General features: G+C 67.4%; 14 protein-coding genes. 6 read left to right on the top strand and 8 right to left on the bottom strand.

Translation table 11 applies throughout. From position 1 onward, the window contains the following. Window positions 1–93: 93 nt before the first annotated feature. The 4 genes from ASD42_RS16050 to ASD42_RS16035 form a co-directional block, all read right to left on the bottom strand. On the bottom strand, window positions 94–348 hold the full coding sequence (locus ASD42_RS16050; protein ID WP_056817483.1) for a hypothetical protein: 255 nt from the start codon (window positions 346–348) through the stop codon (window positions 94–96). Between the two features lie 355 nt (window positions 349–703). Further along, window positions 704–1,357 carry an NAD(P)H-binding protein gene (locus ASD42_RS16045; RefSeq protein WP_056817481.1) on the bottom strand — a complete coding sequence of 218 codons (654 nt, stop codon included), beginning with the start codon at window positions 1,355–1,357 and terminating at the stop codon, window positions 704–706. 10 nt (window positions 1,358–1,367) lie between these two features. Then, entirely contained in the window at window positions 1,368–1,850 is a 483-nt protein-coding gene (locus tag ASD42_RS16040; RefSeq protein WP_235569607.1) for a DUF2599 domain-containing protein, read from the bottom strand. Between the two features lie 80 nt (window positions 1,851–1,930). Further along, window positions 1,931–2,182, bottom strand: coding sequence for a hypothetical protein (locus ASD42_RS16035; RefSeq protein ID WP_056817475.1), 252 nt, complete (start codon window positions 2,180–2,182; stop codon window positions 1,931–1,933). A 275-nt stretch (window positions 2,183–2,457) separates the two neighbouring features. On the opposite strand from ASD42_RS16035, the gene ASD42_RS16030 reads away from it, so the two are divergent. The 3 genes from ASD42_RS16030 (at window position 2,458) to ASD42_RS16020 (ending at window position 6,757) form a co-directional block, all read left to right on the top strand. After that, entirely contained in the window at window positions 2,458–3,675 is a 1,218-nt protein-coding gene (locus ASD42_RS16030; protein ID WP_056817472.1) for a lipase family protein, read from the top strand. A 253-nt stretch (window positions 3,676–3,928) separates the two neighbouring features. After that, window positions 3,929–5,293, top strand: coding sequence for a lipase family protein (locus ASD42_RS16025; protein WP_056817468.1), 1,365 nt, complete (start codon window positions 3,929–3,931; stop codon window positions 5,291–5,293). Window positions 5,294–5,575: 282 nt separating this feature from the next. After that, a complete protein-coding gene (locus ASD42_RS16020) occupies window positions 5,576–6,757 on the top strand; it encodes an esterase/lipase family protein (RefSeq protein ID WP_056817466.1) in 1,182 nt (393 codons plus the stop codon). Window positions 6,758–6,826: 69 nt separating this feature from the next. Here ASD42_RS16020 and ASD42_RS16015 read toward each other — a convergent pair whose 3' ends face one another. Then, a complete protein-coding gene (locus ASD42_RS16015) occupies window positions 6,827–8,053 on the bottom strand; it encodes a PucR family transcriptional regulator (RefSeq protein ID WP_056817464.1) in 1,227 nt (408 codons plus the stop codon). A gap of 184 nt (window positions 8,054–8,237) precedes the next feature. Between ASD42_RS16015 and ASD42_RS16010 the strand changes: the two genes are divergently transcribed. Then, the gene (locus ASD42_RS16010; RefSeq protein ID WP_056817461.1) at window positions 8,238–8,714 is read left to right on the top strand and encodes an HAD-IIIC family phosphatase; all 477 of its coding nucleotides are present in this window, start codon (window positions 8,238–8,240) and stop codon (window positions 8,712–8,714) included. A gap of 78 nt (window positions 8,715–8,792) precedes the next feature. Here ASD42_RS16010 and ASD42_RS16005 read toward each other — a convergent pair whose 3' ends face one another. Then, window positions 8,793–9,671: a sigma-70 family RNA polymerase sigma factor gene (locus ASD42_RS16005; protein WP_056817458.1), complete on the bottom strand. Its 879-nt coding sequence runs from the start codon at window positions 9,669–9,671 to the stop codon at window positions 8,793–8,795. A 120-nt stretch (window positions 9,672–9,791) separates the two neighbouring features. Between ASD42_RS16005 and ASD42_RS16000 the strand changes: the two genes are divergently transcribed. After that, the gene (locus ASD42_RS16000; RefSeq protein WP_056817455.1) at window positions 9,792–10,136 is read left to right on the top strand and encodes a DoxX family protein; all 345 of its coding nucleotides are present in this window, start codon (window positions 9,792–9,794) and stop codon (window positions 10,134–10,136) included. A gap of 45 nt (window positions 10,137–10,181) precedes the next feature. Here ASD42_RS16000 and ASD42_RS15995 read toward each other — a convergent pair whose 3' ends face one another. Both ASD42_RS15995 and ASD42_RS15990 read right to left on the bottom strand, forming a co-directional pair. After that, complete coding sequence (locus ASD42_RS15995) at window positions 10,182–11,771, bottom strand: GMC family oxidoreductase (RefSeq protein WP_056817453.1); 1,590 nt, start codon at window positions 11,769–11,771, stop codon at window positions 10,182–10,184. Window positions 11,772–11,916: 145 nt separating this feature from the next. Further along, complete coding sequence (locus ASD42_RS15990; RefSeq protein WP_235569604.1) at window positions 11,917–13,398, bottom strand: FAD-dependent oxidoreductase; 1,482 nt, start codon at window positions 13,396–13,398, stop codon at window positions 11,917–11,919. A 180-nt stretch (window positions 13,399–13,578) separates the two neighbouring features. Here ASD42_RS15990 and ASD42_RS15985 point away from each other — a divergent pair, with 180 nt between their 5' ends. Then, on the top strand, window positions 13,579–14,070 hold the full coding sequence (locus ASD42_RS15985; RefSeq protein WP_056817451.1) for a glutathione peroxidase: 492 nt from the start codon (window positions 13,579–13,581) through the stop codon (window positions 14,068–14,070). Window position 14,071: the final 1 nt, after the last annotated feature.

The following is a 14,071-nucleotide window of genomic DNA, read 5'->3' as shown; positions in this document are numbered from 1 at the left end:
AACAAGATCGACGGCCGAGCGGATTCGGCACCGAGAACTGGATCGGACCGCACTGAATATCGCGCAGTCGATCGTCGGGCACCGACTCTGTAGTCAGTATCGGATACAGCCGGCGGCGATTCGCCAGAAAGTATCCGGGGTCAGCATCTGCAGATCCCAATCGTCGGCCAGGTCGTGCGCGGTGGTCACGATCCGGTCGATATCGAAATCATTGCGGGTCGCCGCGCCGGTGGATTCCACGGCGTCGATGACGAAGGCGACCGCGCTTTCCCTCGACCACTGGGTGGTCTCGGCGTGGGTGGCCGCTGCGCGATCAGCGAGGCCGGACCGGCCCTTGGTGTTGTTCATGATAAATGCCCCTGTGCTTCTCAGGCAGTGGCAAACCCAAGGCAATCCTGACCCCGGGTGTGCCGCTCGCGGCCTCCCCTGACTATCCCCTCAATTGTGTTGCGGCCCTGAGTTTAGGACGGCGACACTTTCAGATGCAAGCACATCTGCACTATCGATTCCGTCTCGATGCAGCGTATTTCCCGGCTTCTGAGCGGCGAATCGGGGGTGGCGGCACCGCCTCCGCCGGGAGTGCTGCTCGAATAGTGGCGTGACCGGCGGTTCGCGGTGTCCGTCGGGTGGCGACGCGGTGTCCCCGAGGAATGACGATCATGTCCGCCGGGCGAAATATGCTGTGATAGTTAATTTCTGGCTATCAAATGGCCGCGACGGCCGAATCAATGGGCTGCGATCCGGAGACCAGCTCGAGAGTATGGCGAAAAGTGTTGTCCGCGACCAAGATCGATGCGAGCGTCGCGGCGACGTCGGCGCGCGGCACCGAATCGCGCGGAATCGGCGGCGGTCCGAGCGTGATCAGACCGTTGCCTTCGGTGTCGGTGAGCCGACCGGGACGCAGGATCGTCCAGTCCAGATCGCGGGTCCGCAGATCTTCTTCGGCGCGGGTCTTGGCGTCGATATAGGCAGCCCACACCTCGTCGGTTCCCGCAGCGGGTGGGCTGCCCGCGCCCATCGTCGAAATCTGCACGAACCGCGCCACGCCGGTCTGTTCGGCGGCGTCGGCGAGTTGTACCGAACCGTTGAGGTCGACGGTGTATTTGCGCGCGGCGCCGCTGCCCGCGCCCGCACCCGCGGCGAACACCACCGCGTCCGCGCCCGCGACGGCGGCCGCGAGGTCGGCCGGGGTGTCGCGTTCCATGTCGTAGATCACCGGGACGCCGCCGGTCGCGGCGATATCGGCGGCCTGGTCCGGGTCGCGGATGAGCGCGTGGACGTGGTCACCGCGCCGGGTCAGCGACTGGGCGAGCAGGAGGGCGATTTTGCCGTGTCCACCGGCGATGACGATGCGCATGGTGCTCCTATCAGCGTTCGGGTCCTCCGGGATTGCAGTTCGCCGCCACCGTAGCCTGATAGCCGACGTCGGGGCGCCACGGCTCGAGATTCCAGCTCGGTTTGTCGGGCGCGACCATCCTCGCCCAGACCCAGTGGCACAGGAACTGGTCGCGCATGCCCGGGGCGTCGGCATCGGCGTCGAGCGCGCGCACTTCCTGCCATGCCAGCTCGTCGGTGCCCGGAGCGGCCGTTTTGCGACCCGCCTGGGTAGGGACGACGAGCAAGCGGGGGCCGTCGATGTTCTCGGTCCAGCTCACGTGATCGATGAGAGGCAGGCCGGCATAAGGGTCGACCGTCGCGGTGGGCGGTGCGATGGTGGCGGGCACCCGCTTGGTGGTCGTCGTCGGAGCGGCGGTGGCGGCCGGGGTCGCGACCTGCGCGGTGTCGGCCGAGCCGCAACCGGTGAGCACGGCCGCCGCGGCGAGTACGAGCGGGAGCTGCCACCGTGTCACGAACGCCCTTTCTGTCATAGCGGGCCGATGAGCGCCTGCCCGGACAGCCTAATGCGGTCGGTGCGGAGGCGTCGCGATCGTCAGTGCCACAGGGACCGGCAGGGCAACCGGCGCAGTCCGGGGGCGACCTGGCCGTCGACGGTGACCTGCAGGCCGGAGTGCGCGGCCGCCGAGGTGAACTCCCACGCCTCGGCCTGGGTCGCGGCATATTCGAGGACCAGTGCCTGCTCGGGTGTCGGGCCGTCGAAGTACACCGTGATCCGCCGGGTCGGTATCTCGTTCGGGTCGATGCGGTGGAGGGTGGCGGCGATGTTCTCGTCGGTGGGAATCATGGCGTGCTCCTTTCGCCCCGGCACTGATGAGCGCCTTCCTACTCGACGGTAGGGCCTGCACCATCGAGAGGAACACGTTCCGATTTCGCTTGGAGATCTCACAATCCACCTGTCGCCGCGGCGGTGCGCCCCCCATATGGGCGCGCTGCCTCCGGTCACAACCCTGTGGCAAGCAGGTTGTGAGCTCCGCCGATGTTCGCGGCGACCCGTCGACGGGGAGCCACGGTACCGGCGAGGATCGCTTTTGACAGCAGCGACACGGGAGGGACAGCCGCATGATCTGGGGACGCGCTCGGCCACGCAGGACACTGTCGGTCTGCCTGGCGGCGGCGGTGCTCACCCTCGCCTCCGCCGCGGCAGGCCACGCCACACCCCTGTACCCGACTGCCGACCCCGACCCCTTCTACAGCCAGCTCGACGACCTCGACGATCATCAGCCCGGAGACGTGCTCGGCGTGCGGCCGATGCCGCTGCTGGCGATGTTCCCCGACACCACGATCACCCTGATCCAGTTCCGATCCACCAACTCCGCGGGCGACCCGATCGCCGCGACGACCACGGTGCTGCAGCCGAACAATCACCGCACCGATGCCCCCGTGCTGTCCTATCAGCACATCATCAACGGGCTCGGCACGCGGTGCTCGGTCTCCAAAGTCCTCTACACCGACGATCCGGACCTGATGGTGCGCGAGGCGGTGGCCTGGAACTACGCGCTGAAGCGCGGTTGGACGATGGCTGTGCCCGACCACCTCGGGCCCAATTTCGCTTATGGCGCGGCGAAACTAGGTGGTCAGGTGACCCTCGACGGCATCCGGGCGGTGCGCCAGGTCGAGCAGCTGCGCGTCGGCGGCAGCCGGGTGGCGATGGCCGGGTACTCCGGTGGCGGCATGGCGACGGCGTGGGCGGCGGCCCTGCAGCCGGAGTACGCACCCGAGCTCGAGATCGCAGGGGCGGCGATGGGCGGGGTGCCGATGAACCTGGTGTCGATGCTCGAGGGGCTCGGTTTCGGTTCGCATCCGGTGTTCGGACTCGCGCTGGCCGCGGGGATCGGCCTGGAACGTGAATACCCGCAACGGTTTCCGATCAGCGATCAGATGAATGCCAGCGGCCTGGCGGCCCGCGCGTCGATCCGGGACGCCTGCACCAACGACATTCTCGGCGCGGGCGCGGGGCGCGGCATTCTGGACTTCGCGGCCACCACCTCGCTGGTGGGGGATCCCCAGGCGCGCGCCGTGGTGGAGGAGAACAGCCTCGAGCTCTATCCCGGTGCGCCGACAATGCCTGTCTTCGAATGGCATTCGCCGATCGACGGCCTCATCCCGGTCGACGCGATCACCTCGACGACGCATCGGTGGTGCACTGCGGGGACCAAGGTCGTCAGCCAGCAGACACCCACCCCGGACCACCTGACCGCAGCTGTGCTCGGACTGCCTTCCGCGCTGAGTTGGCTCGATGCACGGCTGCAGGGGGAACCGGCGCCCAGCACCTGCTGAGTCCGGTTTCGATCGGTCCGGATCCGCGCGCCCCGAAGCGGATCCGGACCGTTTCGTGGTGCGACGGGTCGATTCTTGTTGCGATACAGCGGCATTGCGCACACGACTCGGGCACAACGCCGAAGTCGGAGAGTGCCTGCACGTAGCGTAATTGCTCTGACGACGGCGCGGTGGGGGAGTTTCGGCGGGAGTCGAAGCACCGCATGGTGGCACGTCATCGACGAATCCGTTGCCACCCGAAGGCGTGTGTGCCATGAGATCTGTTCGAGTACTTGTCGGTTCGATGCTGCTGCTCTTCTCGCTCGCGGCAGGCACCGCCGCCGCGGATCCGCCGCCGACTCACGAATTTCCGGTGCCACAGGTGGGCACACCCGGCTTCCTGCCTGATCTACAGCGTTGGATCGACCAGGTGCTGCCCTCGCCGATCCAGCCCGACGCCGCCGATCCGGCCGCCGAGCTCGCGGCGCTGCACGCGGCGGTGCTGCCCTCGGCGGTAGGCGATCCGATCTTCGACCAGTGGCCTGTCGGGCTGGACGAGTTGTCGCCCGGTGATCTGATCGAATCGCGCGACATCACCGCGACCGCGGCCTGGTTGACGGTGGTGCCCATCCGCTCGGCGACGCTGCTGAAGTTCCGCACCGAAGACGCGCAGAACCGGCCGTCCTACGCCACCGCGACCCTGATCGTGCCCGCCACCGAGTGGACCGGGCCGGGGGACCGCCCTGTGCTGGTGAACAACCTTCCTATCGATGCGCTCGGCCGCAAGTGCACCCCGGGATACTCACTGACGCACGGTCTGACATCGCAGTCGAGTGCGACGGAATTCCTTCCGCCCACCACCCAGCTGGCGGTCCTGCGCGGATACGCGGTCCTGGTGCCCGACCACGAGGGCCCGTGGATGGCCTATGCCGAACCGTATGTCGCCGGGCACGCGGTGCTCGACTCGATCAGAGCGGTGCGCGGTATCGACCCGGTGTCCTACGGCCGGAGCCGCTTCGCGATGACCGGTTACTCCGGCGGCGCGATCGCCACCCACGGTGCGGCCAAGCTGATCGACTCCTACGCACCGGAACTCGCCGACGTGATCGTCGGCGCGGCACTGGGCGGCGTACCGGCCGACTTCGAAATCCTGTCGCGCAGTATGAATGCCAACCTCGCCTCCGGAATATTTATGGCCGCGACCTTCGCGATCGGCCGCGAGCGCCCCGAAATCCTCGCCGCGATGAACAATCTCGGGCGGTGGGTCACGACCTCGTTCATGAAAGATACGTGCGCCAGCGTGTTCGCGGTGCCAGGGATTCTGCACCTGCCGATCGACGTCGGCGCCAATATCGCCGACCCGCTGCGGTCGGAACTGGCCACCGATATCTACGAGATCACCCGGATGCGAGGTCTTCGGTCGGCTACTCCGCTCTACATCTACAACGGTGACCAGGAATTCTGGATCCCCGCGGAGGGCGCTCACAATCTCTACACCGAACAGTGCGAACTCGGGGCGAACGCGGTATATCGCGGTGTGCTCGGTGAACACATCATCGGTGCGGCGACCGGCTATCCGGAAGCTATGGTGTGGCTCGACGAACGACTCCTCGGAGTCGCCGCGCGGAGCGAATGCTGAACGGCTAGATGATATTTCACAGAGCATTTCGCGGAACGTGATGGTCGGACACAGCAAGGCATTCGTGGCTCGAATTCGTGGGATGTCGGAGAGCTGAACATTTTCCTGTGCCTCGTCATGGCAGTTTTCGAGAAGCCGTGGTGACCTGCCCAGACCGGACGTGACTGACGTCTCGTAAGGAATTCCGCGGCTTATGTTTTGGGCGGTTTCGACAAGCCATTCGTTCTCCCGGCAGGAAAAGGGCGACGAATATTCGAATCGCACAGGAAGATAAGTCAACACATGAAATCTCCCAGTCGCAGGCGCACGCTGCACACGGCGGTCTTCGCCGGAGTCGGCGCCCTCTCCATGGTTTTCACCGGGCCGGGGGCGAGCGCGGCTCCTGCCGCGGCGCCGACCGAGCAGGATCTCGCCACTATCGTCTCGGAAGGCCGACAGGTCGCCGGATCCGGTTCGGCGTGCACCTCCGGCAGTGGCGCCGGCTCCGGTAACGGGTCCGGTGACTGCTACGGCGGTTCGGGTTCCAGCTCGGGTTCCTCGGGCGGCTATTCCTCCGATCCCGGCGCGTACGGACCGGAGTCGACGGCGTTCCTCGCCGCGTTCGCCTACGGCCTCAACAACCCCGATGCCGCCGCGCCCGGGACGAACGACTGGAACTGCAAGCCGACCGCAGAGCACCCCCGCCCGGTCGTGCTGCTGCACGGCACCTGGATGAACGCCTACAACGGCTACGCCTACATGGGTCAGCCGATCAAGGACGCCGGTTACTGCACGTTCACGTTCAACTACGGTCGCTCGAACATCATGGAAGGCGGCGGCGTCGGTTCGTTTCTGCCCGGCGTGATGGGCACCGGTTACATCGAGGATTCGGCCGAGCAGACCGCCGCGTTCGTCGACCGGGTCCTCGCGGCCACCGGCACCGACGAGGTCGACATCGTCGCCCACTCGCAGGGCGGGGCGATGGCGAACTACTACACCAAGTTCGAGGGCGGTGCGGCCAAGGTGAACAAGCTGATCACCTTCGGCGCCACCCACCACGGCACCAGCCTCGACGGCATCGGCGCGCTGGGTCGCATGATCAACAACCTGGGTATCGATATCTTGGGTCCGATCGAGATCTTCGTCGGGCACGCGGGTATCCAGCAGACCATCGGCTCGGATTTCGTCAACAACCTCAATGCCAACGGTGACACCGTCGCCGGCGTCGACTACACCGTGGTCGGCACCCGGTACGACGAGGTCACCAACCCCTACGAGCTCACCTTCATCAAGGCTGGCCCGGGGGCGCACGTCACCAACATCACCCTGCAGGACGGCTGCGAGCAGGACATCTCCGATCACCTGACGATGATGTACTCCCCGCGCGCCCTGTCGATCGCGCTTCGTGCGCTCGACCCGGTCCAGAACCCGCAGTTGACCTGCGCGTTCAACCCGTGGCTCGTCGGTGGCGGCGGTTCGATCTGACCCGCTCGCGCTGACAACGACGAAGGCGCTGTCCACGTGATGTGGACAGCGCCTTCGTCGTGTTCGGGATCAGGCAGGGACGGAACGGTAGCTGCGCGCGACGAGTGCCGAGCGCAGGTACCACAGCCCCGAAGGCTGGGTGGGATCGAACCCGGTGAGCTGGCCGATCCGCTTGAGCCGATAGTCGACGGTATTGGTGTGCACGTGCAGGACGCGAGCGGTGCGCTGGCGGTTGAGGTTGTTGGCGATATGGCGCTGCAGGGTTTCGAGCAGCTCGGGGTATTGATCGAGCGGATCCAGCAGCGAGCCGAGGAATTCGCGGCCGGGGCCGGGGCGGGTCAGCTGGTATTCCAGGGCGAGCTCGTCGAAGCGGTACAGACCCGAGGTCACCTCGAGCCGCTGCACCATGTCCAGCAGTTCGTGGGCCTGGTCGGCGGCATCGGGGACCCCGGTGGTGGTCGTTTCGACCATCGCGGCGGTGATGCCGACCTGTGCGGCCTGGGAAAGCTGGGCGACCAGTGCGGTCAGACCCTCGCGGTCGAAGGTCTCGGCCGGGATGAGCACGGTTCCGCCGTCGACGCTGAGCAGCGACAACGCCGAGTCGCCGCAACGCTTGGCCAGCTCGGCCTGCACCCGGCGCAGCTTGCGGCGGGCGACGACCTTCGAATCCAGCGCCGGATTGGCTTCCTCGCGGTGCTGGGGGATCGCCAGGGCGAAGACCGCGTAGGTCTCGGCGATCGTGATGCCGCATTCGCGGGCCATCGTCGAGGTGCTGTGGCCGCCGAGCAGCGCCGAGGTGAGGGTGTGCACGGCGGTGTGGTGTTCGCTGACCACGCCGCGGAGCTCACGAACGTAGGCCATCGAGATCTGGGCGGTGATCGTGTCGAGCAGTTCCATCACGACCTTGACGCCGCCGACAAGACTGTCGAAGTCCTTCCCGGAGGCACTCGATACCACCAGGTCGAGGCCCATTTTGAAGCCCTCGGCAATCGAGTGGTGGATCGTGTCGATCGGCACGCCCTCACGGGCCCACGCGCTGGCCGCGTCCTGCAGACGCTGCAGCTGACTGGGGACATCGCGCCCATCGAGCATGCCGACCGCGAATTCCAGGCAGATCCGGGTGATCGTGGTCACATCACCGGAGATGGCGTCACCCGGTAGCGTGCCGCACGGCGCGACGTTGGCGACGAAATGGCCGACCATTTGACGCGACAGTGCGCGAACGTCCTTGAGTGGCAACGACATCGGCCTGCCCGAGACGGTCAACGACGGTCGGGGTGGATTGTGGACGGACATCTATTTCCCTTCGCCAGTTTCGGCTGTACCCCCCCCGCTGTCCAGCGAACCTCACCCTAACGAACTACAAAGGAAACCGGAATGGATTGTCAGGTTCTGGGTAGGGGGCCCACGACTGGAGGTCGGCGTAGTGACCGGTCACAAGTCTGGTTCTTCGCTATGAGTGGTTGTAGAGTTCAGCGCCATGCGACCTGCCGTCCGTTGTCTGGTCTGGGAACTGGACGAGACCCTGTGGGAGGGTGTCGTCCACGACGAGACCGGCACCACGCCGCGCCCACCGGCACTGCGCACGCTGACGAAACTGAGCGAGCGCGGTGTACTGCATGCTGTCGCCGCACGCGGTGACCGAGCCAGAACCATGCGCACGCTCTATCGCCACGGTCTGTACGAGATGTTCTCCGCGGTCGAGGTCGGCTGGGGTCGCAAGTCCGCCTCGATCGTCCGGGTCGCAGGCACCCTCGGCCTCGGCCTCGACGCCCTCGCGTTCGTGGATGCCGAGCCGGTCGAACGCGCCGAGGTCTCGCGCGCACTGCCGATGGTGCGTTGCTATGCCGCCCGCAATGTCGACGTGCTTCCGCTGCTGCCCGATTTCCGGCACGATCTGCGGTCCGGCCGCGTACCGACCCCGCCGTTGGGATTCGCCCGCGTCCCCGCCCTCTGACCGGGACGAATCTGCATCGGCCGCATCATTGCATCGACTGCCACAATGGCCGTGATTCGGTCATTCTCGCGGCCCTGATCACGGCAGCAGCGACAGCGTGAGCGCGGCCAAACGTTGCGGCGAGGCCACCACGTCGTAAGCCGCGATCTGCCCGTCGCGCACCAGGAACGTCACCGCGAACACCGGGCCGCCCGCACCCGCCACCACCAGGCCGGGCCTGCCGTCGACGAGGACCAGCACCGCCTCGAGCGACCGGCGGCGCAGGGCGAGGGCGCCCTCCGCCACGGCCCGGGCCCCGCGCACGACGACGGCCATCCCGGGCGAGAGCGCCGCCGGGTCGGCGGTGCGCACCACATCCGGCGCGAGCACCGCCAGCAGTCCGCCGAGATCGCCCCCGCGAGCCGCCCGCACGAAGGCTGTCACCGCGGCCTGATGCGCGAGCAGTTCCATCGGCTCGATCCGGGCGGGCGCGTGCACCCGCAGCCGCGCACGACTGGCGAGCTTCTTGGTGGTGGCGGGTGTGCGTCCGAGCATCGGCGCGATTTCGGCGAACGGCACGGCGAACAGATCGTGCAAAACGAAGGCGACCCGTTCCTCTGGCCCGAGCGCGTCGAGAACCACCAGCAGCGCCCGTCCGACGGAATCGGCCCGCAGTGCTTCGGCCTCGGGGTCGATGCCCGCGCCGGTCGCCGCCCGCGCGGGCGCGTTCGGTGTCGCGACCTCGGCGCGGCGAGCACGAATGCGCAGCATATCGAGACAGATCCGCGACACCACCGTGGTGAGCCAGCCGTCGAGATCGGCGATCTCGGCGTCGGTCGCGGCCAACCGCAACCATGCGTCCTGGACCGCGTCCTCGGCTTCGGCCCCGGAACCCAGCATTCGAAAGGCGACACCGCGCAGGCGATCGCGCCGTTGTTCGAACGCGTCCGCCGACACTCGGTTCCGGTCCGCGCGCATCGGTCACCTTTCGCTCACGCCGGTCGTCTATCGAATGGACGGCACTCGCTGTCCGATCACGGCGGCTGTCTCCACGATGGCAGAGGCAGCCGATCACCCGAAACCGGAGGACCTGATTCGATGCACACCACCTATGTTGTCGTCACCGTGCTCGCCGCGGTGGCTGCCTTGGCAGCCGCGCTGATCGACGTCGTTCGTGCCGACTGGGTGCGCGAGAACATGCGCCACTACGGCATCGCCCCGTGGACGCTCACGCCGTTGGCCCTGATCAAGGCGGTGGGTGGGCTCGCTCTGCTCGCCGGCCTGGCCTATCGGCCGCTGGCGGTGGCTGCCGCGGCCGGGCTAGTGCTGTATTTCGTGGCCGCCGAATTCACGGTCGCACGCTCGGGCCGGTACTCGGATCTGGGCTACCCGCTGCCGTATCTGCTGCTCGCGGCCGCTTCGCTGGGCCTCGCGGCGGCATGAGGCACGTGGTGGCGCGCCGTCGTGGGCACGCCACCACCACCTGGGTCAGGCCTCGGCCAGGATGAAATCCGCGGCCTGTTCGCCGATGAAGATGGCGGGGGCGTTGGTGTGGCCGCGGATGATCAGCGGCATCACCGAGGCGTCGGCGACGCGCAGCCCCTCGACGCCGCGGACCTTCAGGTCCGGGGTGACGACGCTGGCGGCGTCGGTGCCCATCCTGCAGGTACCGATCGGGTGGTAGAGGGTGTGCGAGAACTGTTCGATGGTCAACGCGATGACGGCCTCGAGATCCTCGGGTGCCTCGGGCGGGTAGATCAGCGCGCCGAGCGCGCTCTTGAGCGCGGGCTGCCCGGCGAGTCCGGCGCACACCCGAAGCCCGGTGGTCAGCGCGGCCCGGTCGGCACCGTCGGGATCGGACAGATACCGCGGATCGATCACCGGCTTGGCGGTCGGATCGGCCGAGGCCAGCCTGATCTTGCCGCGGCTGCGCGGGCGGAGCAGGATCGCGCCGAGCACCACACCGTGTTCGGTGGGCTCGACCAGACCCTCGTGGTAGAACGGCGCCGGTGCGTAGATCAGCTCCAGATCGGGGTGCTCGAGGTCGGGTTCGCTGCGCACGAAACCGTAGGCTTCACCGACATTGGAGGTGAGCATGCCGCGGTGGCGGACCAGGTAGTTGACCAGCTCGAGCGGCTTCTCCGCGGTGAACAGCGAGTCCGAATCCACGCTGTAGCCCAGCGCCGAGATGAGGTGGTCCTGCAGGTTCGCGCCGACCTCGGGGGAGTGAGCGACCAGTTCGATGCCGTGTTCCTTGAGCTCGTCCTGATCGCCGATGCCCGAAAGCTGCAGCAGTTGAGGACTGTTCACCGCGCCACCACACAGGACGACCTCGCGATTCGCCGTCACGGTGAGTGTCTGCTCGCCGTTGCGGTACTCCACGCCGGTGGCCTTGGTGCCCTCGAACAGCACGCGGGTGGCCAGCGACTCGGCCAGCACGGTCAGGTTCGGCCGCTTCATCGCAGGACGCAGGTACCCGTCGGCGGTGCTCCAGCGCCTGCCGTCACGCTGGGTCACCATGGTCTGGGTAAAGCCCTCGGGCGCGGGCCGATTCGCCGATTCCAGGTCGTGGCCCGCCTGGCGCGCGGCCTCGAGGAACGCGTGCGTCGACGCGCGCGGGCTGCGCTGGCGCTGCACGTGCTGCGGTCCCTTGGAACCTTCGTCGGGGAACTGCGCGTCCTGGACGTTCTCGATTTTGCGGAACTGTTCCACCGCGGCGGCGAAGTTCCACTTCTCGCCTGCCAGTAGCCCCCATTCCTCGTAGTCGGCGCGGAAACCGCGCACCCACATCATCGCGTTCATCGACGACGAGCCGCCGAAGGTCTTGCCGCGCGGCCAGTAGATCTGGCGGTCGCCGAGCTCGGCCTGCGGCTCGGTCAGATAGTCCCAATCGCGCTCGCTGCGAAACAGCTTCGAGAACGCGGCCGGAATATGGGCGAATTTGTCGTCGTCGGCCGGACCGGCCTCCAACAGAACGACCGTGGTGCTCGGGTCGGCACTGAGCCGATTCGCGAGCACCGCCCCCGCGGATCCGGAGCCGACGATCACGTAATCCGCGGACGTCCCACCTGCTTGCACTGTCCAACTCCGATCTGCACTGCGTCTGTCGTTCGGCGCGCCTGCTCACGGGCGTGAAAAGACCGCGAGCCCAGCCGGACTCGTCGTCTGGCGTGACGCTGCAAGCAGAGTACTGACAGAAGGCCGATGGTGGGTTGTGCGTCGGTCAGCCCGCTGCGGCGGCTTTGCCCGCGCGACGACCGTAGAAGCTGCCGTCGCCGAGCGAGGCGCCACTGACGTAGCCGTAGGCGCACAGTCCCGAGGTACAGCGACCCGCCGCGAACAGGCCCTCGATCGGCTCACCGCTCACGTGCAGCACCCGCGAATCCAGGTCGGTGCGCAGTCCACCGAGGGTGAACCCGGCGGTGAACCCGCGCAGATCGAAGCAGGCGAGCGACCCCGTGATCGGGCGCACCCACTCGGGCTTCTTGCCCAGCACCGGATCGGTGCCGTGCTCGGCGTGCTGGTTGTAGGTGGCGACGGTGGTCTGCAATGTCTGTGCGGGCAGCCCCATCTCGGCCTCGAGTTCGGCGACCGTCTCGGCGACCCACTTCGGCTGGAAGCGGAAGAACGGGGTGGCGCTCTCGGTCGCGAGCGCCTCCTCGAGCGAGGTCTCGTCGATGATCAGGAACGCCTGGTTGTCGTTCTGCAACAGCGTCGCCTGACCGATCCGGCCGGGGTAGGTGTCCTCGGTGACGTAGCGCTGACCGCGTCCGTTGACGAGGATGCCGCGCGCCATCATCTGCGGATCGCCGAAGATGGCCACCTCGCTGGCGTCCATGTGCGCGAGTTCGGCGCCGAGCGCTTGGGCCAGCCGGATGCCGATGCCGTCGTGTTCCTCGATGGCCGCACCGGGCCTGCCGCTCAGCCGCGGGGTGTAGCGGTCGATCATTTCGGTGTCGTAGGCGAAGCTGCCGGTCGCCAGCACCACACCGCGCGCGGCCCGCACGGCGACGGGCTTGCCGTAGGTGGTGGCGAGCACGCCCACCACCCGGTCCTGCTCGTCGACGACGAGCCGACGGATCCGGGTGTCGTACTCGACGTCGATGCCGAGCTCGGCGACGGTGTCGGCCAGCGGCTTCATCAGCATGTAGCCGCCGCTGCGCTCACCGATCTTCTTGCCCGCCAGCTCCGGAACATGGCCGCGCGGAGCGGGTTCGGCGATGTCGAGAAACGGCGCGGAGTTCTCGCCGCCGGAGTACATCAGACCTTCGTCGTGCGGGGGCTCCCAGCCGGGCTCACCCCAGAACGACTCCTTGAACGGCACACCACAGTCGACGAGCCAGTTGTAGTGCTCGACGCTGCCCGCGCAGTAGTCGTTGATCTTGGCCTCGTCGACGCCGGGCCCGAGCGCCGCGGTGAGGAACGCCGCCATGTTCTCCGGGGTGTCGTCGAATCCGAGCGCCTTCTGCAGCGGTGTGCCGCCACCGAGGTAGACGAATCCGCCCGCCAATGCCGCCGCGCCGCCCCAGCCGCCGGTTCGTTCCAGGATGAGCACCTTCGCACCGGCCCGCGCGGCTTCGATCGACGCGCACACGCCCGCGATGCCGAAACCGGCCACCACCACATCGGCCTCGAAATCCCAGTGCGTCACCTCGCTCGCACGCAGCGGGCGGACGGTATCGATCCGATGTGGCTGGTTGCTCACGGGCTTCCTCCGGTGCTCGGGGTGCGGGCGTTACCGCCCGTCCCTGGAATGGTGCCGCCAATAGCGCGACAAAACAAGAACGTGTTACAGATTCTCCCGCCCAGCGGGATACTTGCGCGCCCCTCGGGCTCCGGTACGGTGGCGATCGAACCTACATAGACGAGATCTGGTGGTGATGTGATGAGCGCGAACATTCGAGACATTGCGGTGCAGACCCTGGCGGGCGAGGACACCACACTGGGCGAGCTGGCGGGCGAGCGGGCAGTGCTGCTGGTCAACGTGGCTTCCAAGTGCGGCCTGACCCCGCAGTACAGCGCCTTGGTGGAGCTGCAGAAGACCTACGGCGAGCGCGGTTTCACCGTGATCGGCTTCCCGAGCAACCAGTTCATGGGCCAGGAGCCGGGCAGCGCCGAGGAGATCCAGGAATTCTGCTCGGTCACCTACGGCGTCGACTTCCCGCTGCTGGCCAAGGCTGATGTCAACGGCGACGAGCGGCACCCGCTCTACTCCGCACTGGTCGAGACGGCCGATGCCGAGGGCGCGGCGGGCGATGTGCAGTGGAACTTCGAGAAGTTCCTCGTCGGTCGCGACGGCACGGTCGCAGGCCGGTTCCGCCCCCGCACCACCCCCGATGCCGCCGAGGTCGTCCAGGCGATCGAAGCCCAGCTCTGAA

Source organism: Nocardia sp. Root136, from assembly GCF_001427185.1.
Lineage (GTDB): Bacteria > Actinomycetota > Actinomycetes > Mycobacteriales > Mycobacteriaceae > Nocardia > Nocardia salmonicida.
The sequence above is the reverse complement of the archived record's forward strand: the minus strand, read 5'-3'. Positions and strand labels throughout refer to the sequence as shown.